The organism is Mesorhizobium sp. M0048, assembly GCF_040323405.1.
Classification (GTDB): domain Bacteria; phylum Pseudomonadota; class Alphaproteobacteria; order Rhizobiales; family Rhizobiaceae; genus Mesorhizobium.
Genome location: NZ_JAMYUV010000002.1, coordinates 205,398 through 223,214 on the forward strand (window position 1 = coordinate 205,398; position 17,817 = coordinate 223,214).

The 17,817-nt window shown below is 62.9% G+C and carries 20 protein-coding genes; 10 read left to right on the plus strand and 10 right to left on the minus strand.

What is annotated here, in order from left to right:
* Window positions 1-99: 99 nt before the first annotated feature.
* The 5 genes from NKJ84_RS03225 to NKJ84_RS03245 all read right to left on the minus strand — a co-directional run bounded on the left by NKJ84_RS03225 (window position 100) and on the right by NKJ84_RS03245 (window position 4,890).
* Window positions 100-1,281 carry a M20 aminoacylase family protein gene (locus NKJ84_RS03225; protein WP_352505291.1) on the minus strand — a complete coding sequence of 394 codons (1,182 nt, stop codon included), beginning with the start codon at window positions 1,279-1,281 and terminating at the stop codon, window positions 100-102.
* A gap of 42 nt (window positions 1,282-1,323) precedes the next feature.
* Complete coding sequence (locus NKJ84_RS03230) at window positions 1,324-2,097, minus strand: amino acid ABC transporter ATP-binding protein (RefSeq protein WP_352505292.1); 774 nt, start codon at window positions 2,095-2,097, stop codon at window positions 1,324-1,326.
* Window positions 2,084-3,004, minus strand: a complete 921-nt coding sequence (locus NKJ84_RS03235) for an amino acid ABC transporter permease (RefSeq protein WP_352505293.1) — start codon at window positions 3,002-3,004, stop codon at window positions 2,084-2,086. Before NKJ84_RS03235 ends, NKJ84_RS03230 begins: the two co-directional genes overlap by 14 nt.
* 8 nt (window positions 3,005-3,012) lie before the next feature.
* Complete coding sequence (locus NKJ84_RS03240; RefSeq protein ID WP_502900459.1) at window positions 3,013-3,843, minus strand: ABC transporter substrate-binding protein; 831 nt, start codon at window positions 3,841-3,843, stop codon at window positions 3,013-3,015.
* A gap of 72 nt (window positions 3,844-3,915) precedes the next feature.
* A complete protein-coding gene (locus tag NKJ84_RS03245) occupies window positions 3,916-4,890 on the minus strand; it encodes a substrate-binding domain-containing protein (protein ID WP_352505295.1) in 975 nt (324 codons plus the stop codon).
* Between the two features lie 109 nt (window positions 4,891-4,999).
* On the opposite strand from NKJ84_RS03245, the gene NKJ84_RS03250 reads away from it, so the two are divergent.
* A complete protein-coding gene (locus tag NKJ84_RS03250) occupies window positions 5,000-6,337 on the plus strand; it encodes an aminotransferase class I/II-fold pyridoxal phosphate-dependent enzyme (RefSeq protein WP_352505296.1) in 1,338 nt (445 codons plus the stop codon).
* Window positions 6,338-6,361: 24 nt separating this feature from the next.
* On the opposite strand, the gene NKJ84_RS03255 is transcribed toward NKJ84_RS03250, so the two are convergent.
* Window positions 6,362-7,720: a trimethylamine monooxygenase gene (locus tag NKJ84_RS03255; protein WP_352505297.1), complete on the minus strand. Its 1,359-nt coding sequence runs from the start codon at window positions 7,718-7,720 to the stop codon at window positions 6,362-6,364.
* Between the two features lie 249 nt (window positions 7,721-7,969).
* Between NKJ84_RS03255 and NKJ84_RS03260 the strand changes: the two genes are divergently transcribed.
* Window positions 7,970-8,683 (plus strand): helix-turn-helix domain-containing protein, encoded by a 714-nt coding sequence (locus NKJ84_RS03260; protein ID WP_254820747.1) that lies wholly within the window; start codon window positions 7,970-7,972, stop codon window positions 8,681-8,683.
* A gap of 51 nt (window positions 8,684-8,734) precedes the next feature.
* Here the strand turns inward: NKJ84_RS03260 and NKJ84_RS03265 are convergent, their stop codons facing one another.
* The 4 genes from NKJ84_RS03265 to NKJ84_RS03280 are packed head-to-tail and all read right to left on the minus strand — an operon-like array spanning window position 8,735 to window position 12,491.
* Window positions 8,735-9,775 (minus strand): heme-dependent oxidative N-demethylase family protein, encoded by a 1,041-nt coding sequence (locus NKJ84_RS03265; protein ID WP_352505298.1) that lies wholly within the window; start codon window positions 9,773-9,775, stop codon window positions 8,735-8,737.
* 9 nt (window positions 9,776-9,784) lie between these two features.
* The gene (locus NKJ84_RS03270) at window positions 9,785-10,750 is read right to left on the minus strand and encodes a PDR/VanB family oxidoreductase (protein ID WP_352505299.1); all 966 of its coding nucleotides are present in this window, start codon (window positions 10,748-10,750) and stop codon (window positions 9,785-9,787) included.
* Window positions 10,747-11,343, minus strand: a complete 597-nt coding sequence (locus NKJ84_RS03275; RefSeq protein ID WP_352505300.1) for a dimethylamine monooxygenase subunit DmmA family protein — start codon at window positions 11,341-11,343, stop codon at window positions 10,747-10,749. The genes NKJ84_RS03270 and NKJ84_RS03275 overlap by 4 nt, the downstream gene beginning before the upstream one ends.
* 14 nt (window positions 11,344-11,357) lie before the next feature.
* A complete protein-coding gene (locus tag NKJ84_RS03280; protein ID WP_352505301.1) occupies window positions 11,358-12,491 on the minus strand; it encodes an aminomethyl transferase family protein in 1,134 nt (377 codons plus the stop codon).
* 282 nt (window positions 12,492-12,773) lie between these two features.
* Between NKJ84_RS03280 and NKJ84_RS03285 the strand changes: the two genes are divergently transcribed.
* The 8 genes from NKJ84_RS03285 (at window position 12,774) to NKJ84_RS03320 (ending at window position 17,817) form a co-directional block, all read left to right on the plus strand.
* Window positions 12,774-13,061: a hypothetical protein gene (locus NKJ84_RS03285; protein ID WP_352476575.1), complete on the plus strand. Its 288-nt coding sequence runs from the start codon at window positions 12,774-12,776 to the stop codon at window positions 13,059-13,061.
* 12 nt (window positions 13,062-13,073) lie between these two features.
* Window positions 13,074-13,451, plus strand: a complete 378-nt coding sequence (locus NKJ84_RS03290) for a hypothetical protein (protein WP_023673992.1) — start codon at window positions 13,074-13,076, stop codon at window positions 13,449-13,451.
* Between the two features lie 16 nt (window positions 13,452-13,467).
* On the plus strand, window positions 13,468-13,629 hold the full coding sequence (locus NKJ84_RS03295) for a hypothetical protein (protein WP_023673991.1): 162 nt from the start codon (window positions 13,468-13,470) through the stop codon (window positions 13,627-13,629).
* A 15-nt stretch (window positions 13,630-13,644) separates the two neighbouring features.
* Window positions 13,645-15,045, plus strand: a complete 1,401-nt coding sequence (locus NKJ84_RS03300; RefSeq protein WP_352505302.1) for an APC family permease — start codon at window positions 13,645-13,647, stop codon at window positions 15,043-15,045.
* 46 nt (window positions 15,046-15,091) lie between these two features.
* Window positions 15,092-15,772, plus strand: a complete 681-nt coding sequence (locus NKJ84_RS03305; RefSeq protein WP_352505303.1) for a hypothetical protein — start codon at window positions 15,092-15,094, stop codon at window positions 15,770-15,772.
* On the plus strand, window positions 15,769-16,101 hold the full coding sequence (locus tag NKJ84_RS03310) for a hypothetical protein (RefSeq protein ID WP_352505304.1): 333 nt from the start codon (window positions 15,769-15,771) through the stop codon (window positions 16,099-16,101). Before NKJ84_RS03305 ends, NKJ84_RS03310 begins: the two co-directional genes overlap by 4 nt.
* 83 nt (window positions 16,102-16,184) lie before the next feature.
* Complete coding sequence (locus NKJ84_RS03315; RefSeq protein WP_352505306.1) at window positions 16,185-17,078, plus strand: class II glutamine amidotransferase; 894 nt, start codon at window positions 16,185-16,187, stop codon at window positions 17,076-17,078.
* Between the two features lie 4 nt (window positions 17,079-17,082).
* A complete protein-coding gene (locus NKJ84_RS03320) occupies window positions 17,083-17,817 on the plus strand; it encodes a GltB/FmdC/FwdC-like GXGXG domain-containing protein (protein WP_352505307.1) in 735 nt (244 codons plus the stop codon).

Genomic DNA, 17,817 nt, shown 5'->3' on the forward strand with positions numbered 1-17,817 from the left:
GGAGCTGGAATGCGGTGAGAGTTCGTGCACGATAGTCGCGCGGCCGGTCGCCCAATTATGCTAGACCGGCCGATCGACAATCCAAGCCGCAGGTATGGATCACACGGCCAGGAATCTCTCGGTCAGTCGAGCCCAGAGCGCTGCGCCGACGGTCAGATTGCCGTCGTTGAAATCGTATTTCGGGCTGTGCAGGATGGCTGAATCCTCGCCGTTTCCGAGGCGCAGGAAGCAACCGGGTTTGTGTTCGAGGAAATAAGAAAAATCTTCGCTGCCGGGGATCAACGGGCAGACAGACACCTTGTCCTGACCGACGAGCTCGACAGCGACGTCTGTCGCGAAGGACGTCTCGCCCTCGGAATTGATCACCACCGGGTAGCCGCGCTCGTAATCGATCTCGACCGTTGCGCCATGCGCCTGCGCCACAAGTGCTGCGATATTGCGAATACGCTGCTCGAGCGTGTCGCGAATCTCGGCCGAGAAAGAGCGGACGCTCAGCGTGATTTCGGCGTGTTCCGGGATGACGTTGGAGGCCGTGCCGCCGTGAATCGTGCCGACGGTAACGACAGCCGTCTCGATGGGGTTGACGTTGCGCGACACCACCGTCTGCAGGGTCATGACGGTGTTGGCGGCAGCGACGATCGGGTCGACCGTCAGGTGCGGACGCGAGGCGTGGCCGCCACGCCCGGTTATCTTGATCGTGACGGTATCGCTCGCCGCCATCAGCGGCCCGGCGCGCATCAGGAACGAACCCGTCGGCGCGCCCGGATGGTTATGCAGCCCGAATATCGCATCGCAGGGAAAGCGCTCGAACAGGCCGTCGGCGATCATCGCCTGCGCCCCGCTTCCCTTGCCGGCTTCCTCGGCCGGCTGGAAGATGAGGTTCACGGTGCCGTTAAAATGCCGCGTGCGCGCCAGGTATTCGGCGGCGCCGAGCAGCATCGTGGTGTGGCCGTCATGGCCGCAGGCGTGCATCTTGCCGCTGGCCTGGCTGGCATAAGGGAGATTGGTCGCTTCGGTAATCGGCAAGGCGTCCATGTCGGCGCGGATGGCGATGCTGCGGCCGCTGCCCTGGCGCAAGCGGCCGACGACGCCGAGCCCGCCGACATTGCGCGTCACCTCGTAGCCCCAGCCTTCGAGCCGTTCGGCAACGTATGCAGCCGTTTCGTGCTCCTGGAATGAAAGCTCGGGATGCGCGTGCAGGTGCTGGCGAACCGCCGCAAGCTCGGCGGCCTTGTCGGCGAAGTCGGAAATGTCGGCGAACTGGTTGGAGGTCTTTGGCATCGAAGGTCCTTTGCCGAGCACGTAATCGTGCCGGCTTTGCTGTCAGATGAAACGGCTTAAAAAGGCCCGCGTGCGCGGGTGCCTGGGGTTAGCCAGAACCTCGTCCGGAGGCCCGGCCTCGATCACATTGCCGTCGTCCATGAACACCACCCGATCCGCGGCTTCGCGCGCGAAGCCGATCTCATGCGTGACCACGATCATGGTCAAGCCCTGCCTGGCGAGATCGCGCATGGTGGCGAGGACCTCGCCGACCAGTTCCGGATCGAGCGCCGACGTCGGCTCGTCGAAGAGCATCAATTTCGGGCGGATGGCGAGCGCGCGGGCGATGGCGACGCGCTGCTGCTGGCCGCCTGAAAGCTGGCGCGGATAGGCGTCGATCTTGTCGGCGAGACCGACACGGGTCAGCAGTTCGCGGGCGTAGCCGATCGCCTCCTTGCGGTTCTCCCGGTGGACGCCGACCGGAGCCTCGATGACGTTCTGCAGGGTCGTCATGTGTGGATAGAGATTGAACTGCTGGAACACCATGCCGATCTTGCGCCGCTGCGCGGCGATCGCCCGGTCGGAGAGTTTGTCGAGCCGGCCGTTGTGCAGCCGGTAGCCGATCTGCTCGCCGTCCACCTCAATCGACCCTTGATCGATCGCCTCCAGATGATTGATGCATCGCAGGAAGGTCGATTTGCCGGAGCCGGACGGTCCGAGAATGACCACCACCTCGCCAGGCGCGACGTCCAGGTCGATGCCCTTCAGCACCTCGAGCGGGCCGAACGCCTTGTGAACGTTGCGCGCCCTGACCAGGGGCGTGTCATGCGCGCTCATTGGCGGCCTCCAGTGTGGCGGTCGCCGTCTTCTCACGCGCGCCGCGGTCGCCGCGGCTGTAGTGGCGTTCGATCGCGCCTTGCGCGACATTGAGGACCGAGGTGATCAGTAGGTACCACAGCACTGCAACCATCAGCAGCGGAATGATTTCGAAGGTGCGGTTGTAGATCGACTGCACCGAGTAGAGCAGGTCGGCCATGGCGATGACGCTGACAAGCGACGTCGCCTTGATCATGCTGATTAGCTGATTGCCGGTCGGCGGCACGATCGACCGCATGGCTTGCGGGATGATGATTCGCCGCAAGGCCCGCGCGCGCGTCATGCCGAAGGCTTCAGCCGTTTCGGCCTGTCCCTTGTCCACCGACAGCAGCCCGCCACGAATGATCTCGGCCATGTAGGCGGCCTCGTTCAGCGCCAGACCAAGAACGGCGGCCGTCAAAGGCGTGATCAGGTCGTTGGTATTCCAGCTGGCGAAGCCGAGGGAAATGCGCGGAAACAGCGTCGAAAGGTTGTACCACAGGATCAATTGCACCAGCAGCGGCGTTCCGCGGAAGAACCAGATGAACAGGCCGGAGAGAAAGGATGCCAGCCTGTCGTTCGACATGCGCGCGATGGCGAGCAGCAGGCCGAGCACGATGCCCAGGATCATCGCCACGACCGTCAGGCCGAGCGTTACGGAAAGCCCCTGCATGACCGTCGGATCGAAGAAATACTGGGCGACCACGGGCCAGCCGAAATTCGGGTTGACCGCGACGATATAGGCGAAGCCGGCGGCGACGGCGACGGTGAATGCCCAGAGCGCCAGCCGGACGAGCGGGAATGGCCGGTGGGCTCGTTTGACGTCGCGCAGCGCGTCGTCGGGACGTCGCGGCAGCCCGGCCGCGTAGGCAGCGGTCGCGTCGGTCATGGCAGCCTCTACTGGCCCTGGTTGATGCCGGGCGCGTCGATCATGTTCTTCTCGAGGCCCCACTTCTTCATCACCGCGGCGTAGGTGCCGTTCTTCATCAGGATCTTGAAGGCGTCGAGCAGCACGCCGCCCAGCGGCGAACCCTTCTTGACGACGGCGCCTTGGTAGATGTCCTTGAAGCCGTTGGCCTGGCCGACCCCGGCGAGTTCCAGCTGGCCCTTCGCCTGCTCGACGAAATAGGTCAGCGGCGCCTGCGAGGAGAAGAATGCGTCGGAGCGTTTCGACCGGACGGCCAGTATCGAGCTCGGCTGGTCGGTGAAGGATTGCACCTCGACGGCCGGCTTGCCCCCCTCGGTGCATTTCTGCGCCTGCTGCTTGATGACCTTTTCGGCCGAGCCACCCGACATGACGGCGATGCGCTTGCCGCACGCGGTGTCGAGCGAGGTGATGCCTTGCGGGTTGCCCTTCTCGACGGCGAAGACGACGTATTCGCGCACCCAATCGATGAAGTCGTTGGATTTCTGCCGGTCGGGATAGTCGCCGACAGGCCCCATCGCGAACTGATAACGGCCGGCATTGATGCCGCTCAGCAAAGCCGGCAGGCCGGCGACCGAGGCATGATCGATCTCGACACCGAGCAGCTGGCCGATGGCGTCGGAAATGTCCCTGGTCGCCCCCGACAGTTCGGTGCCGGTGACGATCTCATAGGGCGGGAACGAGCCGTTGTTGACGGCTGTGATCTTTCCCGCCGTGCGGATCTCTTCCGGCAGCCGGGCCTGCAAATCCTCGTTCACCGATTGCTTCTGGATATCCTGGGCAAAGCTGGCCTGCGCCAGCATGGTGACGAGCGAGGCGAATATGAAGCTGATTGTCCTCATGGCATTCTCCTTCGTGTTCTTCGTTGTGCGTTGTCAGGCTGCGGTGGCCCGCGATCTGGCCTCGAAAGGAAACAAGGCTTCGGCGGAAATCGGTTCCGCCAGAATGCCCTGGGCATGGAGCTCGGTGACGAAATCCTCGATCATGCGCCGGTTGGCCGGCAGGCCGCTGGCGTTCCAGGAGGCAGGCAGGTCGCGCCCCGCATGAAGCAGCTCCTCGAGGATCCAGGGCGAGGTATCGGCATATTTTCGGCGCTTTGCCGTCCAGACGCGCTGGCTTTCGTCGATCAGCCTGGCGAGTTCCTGCGGCAGCCAGGGGTGCTCCCTGACCAGGGCGGCCTTGACGGCGACCAGATGCATGCCCGGGATATAACCGACGTCGGCGAAATAGGCGCGTTCGGCCGCGCGAAAATCGCGCAGCACTTGCCGGAAGCCGGAAGCCGGGCCGAAAAAGCCGTCCGGCATGAAGGGCGTGAAAACGGCATCGAGCTCGCCTTGCGCCAGCAACTCCATCATCGGGCGCTCGCCCGGTGCTGCTTCGATGCGCCCCGGCCTGCCGAATCCGTCGAGGCGGTCGGCGATCGGGTGCCCCGATGTCAGCCTGCCGGCGAACCAATAGGCATCCTCGACGCCGACGCCTACCCGGCGAAGCGCCGCGCGCGTCCATGTGTTACCGGAATCGCGCCAGCCGGTCACGCCGATGCGTTTGCCGGCAAGGTCGGAAAGCCGTTCCAGCGGGCTGGTCTCGACCGTTATGATGCAGCGATGGCGAAAGCCGCGCATGATGAAGCACGGTAATCCAACCACCGTATCGACGCCCGAAGCCATGGCCGACACATAACGGCTGAATGAGACCTCCGCCGCATCGTAGTTCGGATCGGTACCGAGGTCCGGAATGAGCGTGGCGACGCGATCAACCTTCACCGACAAGCGGCTCGAAGTGACGTCACCCAGCACCAAAGGGGTGAGATAGTCCCAATCGCGGGTGGCTACAGTGATGGAAACGGGCATCGGCATGAACTTCAACGCTATGTTTGACCGGCGATTGGTAAATGTTTAATTTTGGCCGATCAAATGTTATTATGTTATTGAACATTAGCTTTAATGGTCGCGGGTGCCGATGGATTTCGATGCAGGATGGTTCGCTGATCGCCTTGGCGACCGCACGATGCGCGGCATCGCGCGCGAGACCAGTGCGCTGATCAGAAGCGGCGCGCTGCCTGTCGGCGCAAAGCTTCCGCCGGTGCGCGATCTGGCCTATTTGCTTGGCGTCAGCCCGGCGACGGTCTCGCAGGCGTGGAGCGAGTTGCGGCGCTACAAGATCATCGGCGGCCGCGGACGCAACGGCACCTGGATCATGGGCAACCGCTTTGCCGCCCGGCCCGAGCGCCACATGAGCGGCGGCAATTACGGACAGGATATTCTGAACCTGGCGATCGCGGAGCCCGATGTGAGGCTCTTGCCGCCGCTCGACATCGCGCTGGCGCATGGTGCGCGCGCCGAAAAGCTCAACAGCTACGAGCGGGTGCGCATCCTGCCCGAGCTGGAGGCCGCAGTGCGCCCGTCATGGCCGTACGATCCCGGCGCGTTCCTGGCCACCAATGGCGGTTACAACGCCATCTACACCTTGCTGCATGCGCTGGTCCCGCCGGGGGCGCCGGTGGCCATCGAGAACCCGACGGCGCTTCGCCTGCTCGACATTCTCGAGGATCTCGACGTGCCGATCATCCCCGTGGATTGCGACAGCGACGGTCCCTTGCCGGATGCACTTGCCAACGCTCTGCGGCAGCGGCCCGTCGCGTTCCTGTTCCAGCCGCGCGTCCATTCGGTTACCGGCGCCTGCATGTCGTCGGCGCGGCTGGAAGTCATCGGCGACCTGCTCGCCGGCACCGACGTGCTGATTGTCGAAGATGACGGCGTCGGCGATATTGCCTCGGCGTCGCGCATTTCGCTTGGCCGGCGTTTTCCCGATCGCGTCATCCATATCCTGTCCTATTCCAAGACCCATGGCCCGGATCTGCGGCTCGCCGTGCTGTCCGGATCGGCGACGATCGTCGAGCAGATCCAGTCCTACCGCAGCTTCAGCTCGGGATGGACCAGCCGCATCCTGCAGGCAGCCACCGCCTGGCTGCTGCAAGACCCGGCCACGGCCGCCCTGGTGGAGCAGGCGAAGGAGGTATACCGCGGCCGTCGCGAACGGCTCGCCGGCGAACTGGCCAAACGCAATGTCGATATCGACGCCGGACACGGTCTCAGCGTCCTCATTCCGGTTGCTTCGGAACCTTACGCGATGGTCACGCTGGCCGCCCACGGCATCGCGGCCCATGCCGGGGCGAAGTTTTCGACCGGAAAGACCAGCGCCGTGCGCGTCGCGACCAGCATCCTGAGCGAGGAGTACCTCGAGCACGCCGCAAATTCCCTGGCGCTGGCAGCCGATCCGGCGCGGGAGGTTGTCTGAGGCAAGTCATCGCCGTTCTGACTGCTACTCCGCCGCCACGCCCTTCACCTCGAGATAGCTCTCCATCGAATCGTCCATCGCCTGCAGCCACGGCGTATGGTGCAAAGGCGCCATCGTTCCGGTCATCAGCGAGCGATAGGCATGGTCGCGGAAGCCCATAATGTCTTCCGCCTTGTGGTGCTCCCACTCCATGAAGGTCCGATTGACGGCCTCGACGTCGAAGCCCGGATAGTCGGTCTGCTCCATCAGCTCCCTGGTGTAGTCGCCCTGGAACCAGATCATCTGCTCGGCGTCTTCCAGCGTCTCCTCGCGTGCCCGCCATTTCCGGCCGTGCTCCGCCATCGCTTCGGCCGAGGGCAGCTCGATACGGCCCATGATGACGTCGCGGGCGAACCAGGCCTGCGCGTCGAACATGTTGAAGGTGTAGAACTGGTCCTGCATGCCGATATAGGACAGCTTCGGGTTTTTCTCCCAGACGACGCCCTCGTAGAGCCCGTCCGGCCACATACGGTTGGCGGTCTTCAGCTTCAAATCCTCGGTGAGGAACGGGAAGGAATGGAGGTAGCCGGTGCACAGGATGATGGCGTCGACGTCTTTGGTGCTGCCATCCTTGAAATGCGCGGTCTTGCCGACGACCTTCTGCAGCAGCGGCACTTCCTTCCAGTTCTCCGGCCATTTGAAGCCCATCGGCTTCGAGCGGTAGCTCGAGGTTATCGATTTGGCGCCGTATTTGTAGCATTGCGAGCCGATGTCCTCGGCCGAATAGGAGCGGCCGATGATCAAGATATCCTTGCCCTTGAATTCCATCGCGTCGCGGAAATCGTGGCTGTGCAGGATGCGACCATTGAAGGTCGAGAAGCCCTCGAAATAGGGAACGTTGGGCACGGAGAAATGCCCCGAAGCGACGACGACATTGTCGAACTCTTCCGAATAGGTGACGTCGTTGGTGCGGTCATGCGCGGTGACGGTGAATTTTTTCGTCGTGTCGGAGAAGGTGACCATGCGCACCGGGCTGTTGAAGCGCACCCATTGACGCACACCCGATTTTTCGACGCGGCCCTTGATGTAGTCCCACAGCACGGCACGGGGCGGATAGGAGCCGATCGGCCGGCCGAAATGCTCCTCGAACGTGTAGTCGGCGAATTCGAGGCATTCCTTCGGCCCGTTCGACCAGAGGTAACGGTACATCGAGCCATGCACCGGGTCGCCGTGCTCGTCGAGGCCGGTGCGCCAGGTGTAATTCCACAGGCCGCCCCAGTCGGACTGCTTTTCGAAGCAGACGATCTCGGGAATATCGGCGCCCTTGTCGGCGGCCGACTTGAAGGCCCGGAGCTGGGCCATGCCGGACGGCCCGGCTCCGATGACGGCAACACGATCTTTCATGCGGGCCTCCCAATCTCATTTCTCTAACGAAACAAATTTCACTGACAGGACAGTAATTGCCCCTTCGATGCTGTCAACAGGGCTTGTCGCGAAACCGCGCTTCGCCGAGCTGGATTTCTAAACGACGTGGAAGCTCGGGCGAAATCCGGTCATTGCGCAATTCGGCTTGTCGTGAGAGTTGCGCTTCTGTATCGGCACCGAATATGTTCACCGTGAGTGAAATGAATCGGCAAGGTCCGGGGTGGCGAAATGGCGAAAAAAGCATCCAGTCTGAAGCATGATGCCGGCGCCGTGGCGGGCAAAGCCAAACCCGCCGCGATCGAGCCGCGCAAGATACGCGTGCCGCTCACCCAGAACCCTCACGCCATTCGCGACACCCGCGAAAAAGTGCTTGAGGTCGCGATCGGCCGCGAGGTGCGGGCATTCCGCAAAAAGCTCGGCATCACCGTCGCCGATCTGGCTGCCGCCACCGACATTTCGCTCGGCATGCTGTCGAAGATCGAGAACGGCATCACCTCGCCATCGCTGACCACGTTGCAGGCGCTGTCGCGGGCGCTCGGCGTTCCGGTCACCGCCTTCTTCCGCCGTTTCGAGGAGGAGCGCAGTGCCGTCTTCGTCAAGGCCGGCGAAGGCCTCGACGTCGAACGCCGCGGCACGCGCGCCGGCCACCAGTACAATTTGCTCGGCCATATCGGCTCCAACACCAGCGGCGTCGTCGTCGAACCCTATCTGATCACGCTGACCGAGGATTCCGACGTGTTCCCGACCTTCCAGCACGAGGGCATGGAATTCCTCTATATGCTCGAAGGCGAAGTGGTTTACCGGCACGGCAGCAATCTCTATCCGATGAAGCCCGGCGACAGCCTGTTCTTCGACGCCGATGCGCCGCACGGACCGGAAGTGCTGAGCGTTCTGCCGATGCGCTATCTGTCGATCATCTGCTACCCGCAGAGCGCGGGGTGAGTTGGCCAATCTCCCCCCTCGTGGGGGAGATTAGCAGCTTCGCGGGCAGCTTTAATCCGGCCCAAAGCCTGGGCTTGTCGAGCTGCCATCATCCAATTTCGACAGCCATTCGACCAGCGTCGGCCGATAGCGCGTCAGGCCCTTGTAATTGGCGAGTTCGTCTGGCAGGTCGCGGATGACGCGGTGCAGGCGGCGTGCCCATTTCGGCTGCGTCACCAGTTCGTCCATCTTGATGAGGTAACAGCGGATCGGGAAGACGATCGCATTCGAGCGCGGCAGCCGCCAGAAACTCTGCAGTTCGACGCGCAGATGCACTTTTTCGCCAACGTTTTCCGGCGTCACCGTGGCGCGGTCCGGACCCCATTTGTGGTAATTTTCCGGGCTGGTGTCGAGGCGCGGATTGATGGTCATCGTCCAGTTCAGCCGGCGCGCCGGCTTACCCTGCTGTATGTTGGTGAGGAATTTCAGCGCCCGGACGAAGATCCCCTTCTCATGCGCCAGCGGCACCGGCGCGTGCCATTCGAAGAAGTTCATGCCGATGTCGAAATCGAGCGACCAGTCGGCCTGGGTGGTGACCATGCCGGCATCCATCCACAGATTGCCGTCGCGCTGGTCGAGAATGCAGAAATCGCCCTGGCTCTGGCGGGTGATATATTCCATCGGTCCATAGGGCAGCGTCGAGACGTCGCCGAAGGTGAAGCTGTCGTCGATGCCGAGCGGCCGGTTGATCCAGCGCCAGCGATCGCCGTCGCGGATCAGCGTGAAATGCTCGGGATAGCCCAGCGCCTGCTGCTCCATCAGGAGTTCGAGCAGATCCCAGCCGGCCAGCGTCATGTGCGGCAGCGACTGGCAGCGCAGCGGATCCTCGGTCAGCACCAAAGCGCGGTCCTGCATCTCGGCGACATAGTGCTCGTCGACGTCGATCAAATTCTCCAGCACGCTGCCCCTCGGCCCGACGACATGCGGCTCGATGTTGACCGCATACATGTAGCTGTCTTCATGGAACGGGAACGGGAACCGCCTGATGTGTTCGGGGCTGTTCCTGAAGGTGAAGTCGTCGCGGAACGTTTCCTTGCGAAAGGTGATGCCCAAGCTCGCCTCCTATCTTTCCAGCACCAGCGACCTGCCCTCGAAGCGCGAGACGCAAGGCATGATCTTGCAACCCGAACGGTGGTCTTCCTCGCTCAGCCAGTGGTCGTTGTGGATGAATTTGCCGTCATGCGAAATCACGTTGGTCTCGCATTGGCCGCAGACGCCGCCGCGGCACAGATAGGGCGGATCGACGCCGGCCGCCTCGATCGCCTCCAGCAGGCTCTGCTGCTCGTCGACACGGATCGTCTTGCCGCTGAGCGCCAGCGTCACGTCGAAGGGCGCGCCGGGCTGGGGTGCGGCGAAATGCTCGAAATGCACGGTCTCTGGCGGCCAGCCGAGGGCAGCGGCGCGTTCGCGCACCCAGCCGATCATGCCGGACGGCCCGCAGACATAGAGATGCGTGCCGAGCGGCTGCGACGACAACAGCCGGTCGAGATCGACGCGCTCGTCGCGGTCGTCGTGATAGAGCCTGACCCGGCGATCGTAGCGCTCTCTCAGCAGGTCCGCATAGGTGCCGAGCGAGGCGGTGCGGCAGGTGTAATGCAATTCGAAATTGCCGCCTTGCGCCGCCAGCTGCGCGGTCTGCGCCATAAACGGGGTGATGCCGATGCCACCGGCCAGCATCAGATGCTTCCTGGCCCGAAGATCGAGCGAGAACAGATTGACGGGGTAGCTCACCACCATCTCCGTGCCCGGCCTGACCTGCCTGTGCATGAACAGCGAGCCGCCGCGACCAGCATCGTCGCGGCGCACCGAGATGGTGTATTCGCGGGTGTCGAGCGGTGAGCCCATCAGCGAATAGGGATTGAGCCTGGTACGTTCGCCATCGCGCATCTCGACGACGACATGGGCGCCGCCGGAAAAGGTCGGCAAAAGCTGGCCGTCGCGCCTGCGGAAATGAAAGCGCGTCACCAACTCGTTGACCGGGACGACATCGCTGACGACGACATCGAGTTTGGTGGTGCCGGTGCTCATCGAAAGACCTCCTCGATCGGAGGAATTTCGCTGCGGTCCTCGGCGTTGATGCAGACGCCCTGGAAGGCGGCGAGGCGCCGCGAATAGTGGTCGCGCACCAGAAGCAGCAGGCCGCAATGCGAACAGGTTGCCGGCTGCGTCGTGACGTTCTCGGTGATGCCCTTGCAATGGACGCACTGCACGCGGCGCGCCAGCGAGCCGCGATGCTCGGTCTGGATCGAGGTGTGGTCGATGCCGGCTTCGAGCGCCGCCTGCATGGCCTGGCCGATCAGCCCTTCGGTGCCGGCAAGGTAGAGCCTGAGGCCCATATGGGCGTTGGCCAGCGTCTGCTTCAGCCGCGGCAGGGCACTGGCGAAGGAATGGCCGAGGTAGAGCTGCGCCGGCTTCAGTGCTTCGACCGCCTCGGCGTATTTACCGTCGCGGCCGGGAATGAAGATGATGTGGGCGCCGCCGAAGAAATCCGCCGGTGCCTTGGCAGCCAGATCGGTAATCGCCAGCGCTCCCTCTGCGTCCGCTACGAAAAGATGGTGCTTGCCGGGCTGTGGAGACAGGGTCCCATAGACCGGGCGGCTGATGATGCTTTTTGCTGCCATACCCGCAGTATGCCTCAGCCTTTCGCCGTGCGCTTGGTCTTCTTCGGGTCGTCGAACGGAAGCGGCTCGGCGGTTGCGCCGATGGCGCCGCTCCTGTTGCGGATCTCGAGCCGGGTGCCCTGGACCGCGCAGTCAACGTCGAGCCGGGCGATGGCCATCGATTTCCTGACCAGCGGCGAATACATGGCGCAGGTCACCACGCCGACCTTCTTGCCGTCGCGATAGACCGGTGCGCCCTCGTCGGCCGGCTCCCTGCCTTCGAGCAGCACACCGAATATCTTGAAGCGCTCCTTGCCCTTCAGGCGGTAGTGCTCCTCGGCACCGCGAAAGCCCGTCTTGCCCGGGCTGACGGTGAAGTCGAGACCAAGCTCCCACAGCGTGTCGCCGGGCCCCTCATTCTCGAACGGATATTTCTGCGAATTGTCGTAGGGGTAAAACAACAGGTAGCTCTCGACGCGCAGCATGTCGAGCGTGGTGAAGCGGCACGGGATGATGCCGGCGCTCTTGCCCTCGTCGAGGATCCTGTCCCAGATCGTTCCGGCGTCCTGGCCACGGCAGAAGATCTCGTAGCCGCGCTCGCCGGTGTAGCCGGTGCGCGAGATCATCACCGGAAAGCCGAACAACTGCGTCTGCATGTGGTGGAAATAGTTGAGGTCGCGAATGCCGGGCACATGCTTTGCCAGATAATCCACGGCTAGCGGCCCCTGCAGCGAAAGGTCGTGCAGATTGTCGTCGAAGCGCAGCGACACGTCGCGACCGACGGAAGCGCGCTGCAGCTCTTCATGGCCGGTGCCCGAGCCATGCACGACCATCCAGGAATTCGGGCCGGTGCGGTAGAGGATGCAGTCGTCGGTGAACTTGCCGGCCTCGTTGAGCATGCAGGCATAGGCCGACTTGCCGGGATAGATCTTTTCGACGTCGCGCGTCGTCGCCAGGTCGATCAGGTGCGAGGCGTGCGGCCCGGTGATGTGGACTTTCTTCAAGCCGGACACGTCCATCAGCCCGGCCTTGGTGCGGATGGCGATGTACTCTTCGTCGGCGTCCTTGTCGTAGGTCCAGGCGGTGCCCATGCCGCTCCAGTCCTCGAGCTTCGAGCCGAGCGCGCGATGGCGGTCCGCAAGCGCCGAAAATCTCCAGGATGCCGTCATCCGCTTGTCCTCCGTTTCGAAAAACGTTTGCTTCCCCTGCTCCCTGCACAGCGGCGGGAGCGTTGCCCGAATATTGATCGCAAACGCCGGGAGCCTGCAATACCCGCAAGCAAATAATTTCATTGTCAGGCAAAATTCGGCGGATCAAACAAACAGTTAACGTCGCGTAAAATCGTCTTGACAATTCCAGAATTCGGCCGGATTTTATGAAAAAAATTTCACTCTCTTGAAAGAGAGCAATGACCGGCCAGTCCGGACCGGCGTTGAAAAAGGGGAAAGCCGATGTCCGACCTGCAACAGCGCGTGGAAGCGTTGTACCGTTCCGACGTGCGTGGATCGATGCTCCTGATCGTCTGCCTGTGGGCGACGATCCTCTTTGTCCTGTTCATGACATGGCCATACATCCCCGATGCCGGCATCAAGCTCGTCGTCGCGGTCGCCGCGGCCGCCGTGCTGATCTTCAACACGGCCGCCATCCTGGCGATGGTCAATCACTACAAGGAAGACAAGGACTTCATCTACGGCCTCGACATCAAGAATGCCGACGCCTACCGCAACCGCAAGTCCTGAGGGGGGAGACGCATGGCCCGCTATACACCGCCCGAACAGAGCAAGGCCGGACAGGTTTTCGATATCGCCGTCGTCGTGGTCGCAATTTTCGTCGCGCTGTGGCTGCCGCTGAAACTAGGCCTGGCAGGGGCGGCAAAATCCATCGACGCGCTCGACGCCAAGACGTGGGAAGCGCTCGGCCAGAACCCGACCATGGCCTCGATCTGGGAAAAGCTCGGCTACACGCCGGAAACCGCGCACGACATCATCCAGAACCGGTTCCACTACATCATCGACTGGCCGACGCTGATCATCATGGCCGCGGTACTGATCGGCTATTTCATCTTTCTGTTCCGCGCATCGGACCGCGAATACCGCGACGTCATCGACGAAAAGTTCGGCGACAAATAGATAGGGAAGCATCGTCATGTGGGTGGCACTCTCTTACGCATGCTGGGGCATCTCGATCGTGCTCGCGCTGTGGATGCTCTACGACTGGTTCAAGATCGACACGACCTATTCCGAAGAGATGCTGACCTCGTCCAGGGAAGGCGAACTTGAAGCCGTGTCCGAAAAACACCGGATCTGAGTGGGGGATTGAACGATGACGATCGCGGCTGAACCAGCGGTGCAAGTGCAAGGCGACAGGGTTTCACTGCTCAGGGTGCTCGGCCCCGCCCATGTCTGGGCGCTCGGTGTCGGCATCGTTCTGGTCGGCGAATTCACCGGCTGGAATTTCGCGGCGGACAAGGGCGGCGCGCTGGCGGCGCTGATCGTCTGCTGGATCGTCGGACTGCTCTACACATCGGTCGCGATGATCGATTCCGAAGTCACCTCGACGGTTGCCGCCGCCGGCGGCCAATATGCGCAGGCCAAGCACATTGTCGGGCCGCTGATGGCCTTCAACGTCGCGCTTTTCCTGGTCTTTGCCTATACCATGCTCGAAGTGTCGGACGCGATCCTGCTCGGCGACACCATTGTCGCCAAGGCCGGCGTCGAGGGACTCAACCACAATTCCTTCATCGCCGTGACCATCGTGGTGCTGGCATGGCTGAACTATCGCGGCGTGCTGATGACGCTCAACGTAAACTTCGTCATCACCGCCATCGCCTATGTCTCGATCGTCATCCTGTTCTTCTCGGTCAGCCCGTGGACGCAAGGCGCCGTGCTGAAGCTGAACGAGCTGGTCACCCCCGGCAACGCCCTGCCCTATGGCTGGATCGGCGTCATCGCCGCCTTCCAGTTCGGCATCTGGTACTATCTCGGCATCGAGGGCACCACGCAGGCGGCCGAGGAAGTACGCTCGCCGGCGCGCTCGCTGCCTTACGGCACGATGGCCGGCATGATCACGCTTCTGATCGCGGCCGCCATGACCTGGTATGTCTGCGCCTCGCTGATGCCCTGGGAATATCTCGGCATCACCTATTATCCGCTGTGGGACGCAGGCAAACTGACCGGCAGTGCGCTGCTGGAGAACCTGTTGTTCATCGCGACGCTGCTTGCTGCACTTGCTTCCGCCAATGGCTGCATCAACGACGCCGCGCGCGCCTGGTTTTCGCTCGGCCGCGACCGCTATCTGCCGACCTGGTTCTCGGCGGTGCATCCGAAATACCGCACACCCTACCGCTCGATCCTGTTCCTGCTGCCGATCGCGCTCGCCTTCGCCTTCATCGCCGACCTCAACCAGGCGATCACCTTCTCGATCCTGTCGGGCGTGCTGCAATACACCTTCATGAGCATCAACATCATCATGTTCAGGAAGAAGTGGCCGCTCGGCTCGATCCGCCGCGGCTACACCCATCCCTTCCATCCGCTGCCGGCGATCGTCTTGTTCTGCCTTTGCGTGGTCACCTTCTTTGCGATCTTCCTCGGCTTCGGCTCGCAGCTGATCGCCATGGTCGCCTTCTACTTCCTGATTTCGCTGTGGTTCCACTTCTACCGCTACAAATTCGTGCGCCGCGGTGCCCAGTTCACCATGCCGTGGCCGAAACCACAGGGGTACTGACGGCGCGCCCGGTCTGGGCAGGCATTTGCGTGACGAGGTGCGTTAGGTGATCTCAGCATTGCTCGCCGGGGCGGTTGCCCTGGCTCTCGTCCTCCACATAACCTGGCTTGCGCGGGCCAGCCGCGCCAAGGCTTCGACCGGGCTTGCCGCCGACGAAGCCGACGTCCGCGCCGTCATCCCCGACGCGGCCAACGTCTCGGACGGCACCACCGGCGTCGTCACCTTCGCCGGCTCGTGGAACGGCCGGCGGGTGCAGGTGCGGACCATCGTCGACACGCTGGCGATAAGGAAGCTGCCGGCGCGCTGGCTGAGCGTTTCGATCACCGAAAAGGTCGTGATACCAGGCACTTTCGACATGATGATGCGGCCGGGATCGCCGACGACTTTTTCCAATTTCGATCATCTCGTCCATACACTGCCGAAGGCCGCCGGATTTCCAGCCGAGGCGGTGCTGCGGAGCGACCGCAAGGGCGTGCGCTTCCCCGAAGCCGTCATCGCCGACCACCTCGATATCTTTGCCGAGGAGCGCGCCAAGGAACTGCTGATCACACCAAACGGCGTGCGCATCGTCTGGCTGCTGGCCGAGGCCGAGCGGGCGCGCTACGGCGTATTCCGGCAAGCCGAATTCGGCACGGTCAGGCTCGATCCGGGGCTGATCGAGAGGCTGCTGTCGTCGGCTTCGGCGCTGCGCGATGCCATCAATCAAAGCGAACGGCAGGCGGCATGACCAGCCAGATCAGCACCTCCCCCGCACCACCGAGCCCCTATCTGGTTCTCGGCGCTGCGATCGTCTTGCCGGCGAGCGGGCATGTCGTGCTCGGCGTGCCGGTGCGCGGCCTGCAATTCCTGTTCTTCATGGTGGTCCTGGCCTGGGTCACCGCCAAGATCGCGCCGCCCGATGCCAGCTTCATCGGCCGCCATGCCGGCGGCGTCCTGATCTATGCCCTGTCGATGCTGGATGCCTACAAGATCGCCCGCATCCGCTATGCCAAATGGCTTCACAATGGCGGCCAGCGTAGCGATAGTGCGGCCGACGGCGCCTCAACCGATATATAACGACAGGAAAATTTTTTTCATACCAATTGAATTCCCGGGACTCATTCGATACATCTCGGAGGAACAAACTCGCGGAGCCTGACATGTGCGGAATCGTCGGACTGTTTTTGAAGGACAAGTCGCTCGAGCCCCAGCTTGGCGCGATGCTGTCGGAGATGCTGATCTCGCTCAGCGATCGCGGTCCCGACAGCGCCGGCATCGCCATCTATGGCGCGCCCTCCAGTGAAGCCAAGATCACCATCCAGTCGGCCAAGCCGGAGCGCGATTTCCGCGGCCTCGACGCCGAACTCGCCAAGGCAATCGGCGCGCCGGTGAGCATTGCTGCGAAGTCGACGCATGCCGTGGTCCGGACGATGCCTGCCAAGATCGAAGAAGCCCGCGAGGCGATCCAGACGCTGCGCCCCGACATCCGCATCATGGGCGCCGGCGACGTCGTCGAGATCTACAAGGAAGTCGGCTTGCCGGAAGCGGTCGTCGACCGTTTCGGCGTCCGCGAGATGACCGGCACGCACGGCATCGGCCATACCCGCATGGCGACCGAATCGGCGGTGACGACGATGGGCGCGCATCCGTTCTCGACCGGCGCCGACCAGTGCCTGGTGCATAATGGCTCACTGTCCAACCACAACAATGTCCGCCGCGAGCTGATCCGTGAAGGCATGACATTCGAGACCGAGAACGACACCGAGGTCGCCGCCGCCTATCTCTCCTCGCAGATGGCGCATGGCAAGAACCTCGGCGAGGCGCTGGAAGGCACGCTGAGCGATCTCGACGGCTTTTTCACCTTCGTCGTCGGCACCAAGAACGGTTTCGGCGTGGTGCGCGACCCCATCGCCTGCAAGCCCGCCGTGATGGCCGAAACCGACCAGTATGTCGCCTTCGGCTCGGAATATCGTGCGCTCACCAAACTGCCCGGCATAGACAGTGCGAAAGTCTGGGAACCCGAGCCCGCAACCGTCTATTTCTGGGAGCATTGAGCTGATGCCGGCAATCAACCTCTCCAAGGCGGCGCGTGAGCCGGGCCAGGCATCGCGGGTCTTCGACCTGGCCGAAATGTCGCTGCGCGAGCTCAACCAGGCGCTGCACGATCTGGCGCCCGGTTCGAACGAGACCGCCTGGGAGGTGCTCCACCCGCGAGGCAGCCATTCGGTCGCCGTCGGCCTCGACCAGCCGGTCGCCATCGATGTGCGCGGCAGCGTCGGCTATTATTGCGGCGGCATGAACGACGGCGGCACCATCACCGTGCATGGCTCGGCCGGGCCCGGCGTCGGCGAAAACATGATGTCCGGCCAGATCGTCGTCAAAGGCGATGCCAGCCAGTATGCCGGCGCCACCGGCCGCGGCGGGCTGCTGGTCATCGAAGGCAACGCGTCATCGCGTTGCGGCATTTCGATGAAAGGCATCGACATCGTCGTCCATGGCAATATCGGCCACATGTCGGCCTTCATGGCGCAGTCCGGCAATCTGGTGGTGCTGGGCGATGCCGGCGATGCGCTCGGCGATTCCATCTACGAGGCGCGGCTTTTCGTGCGCGGCAAGGTCGAAAGCCTCGGCGCCGACTGTATCGCCAAGGAGATGCGGCCCGAGCATCTCGAATTGCTGCAAGGCTTACTCGACCGCGCCGGCGTGACCGGCGTCAAGGCGGCGGAGTTCAAGCGTTATGGCTCGGCTCGTACCCTCTACAATTTCAATATCGACAACGCCGACGCGTATTGA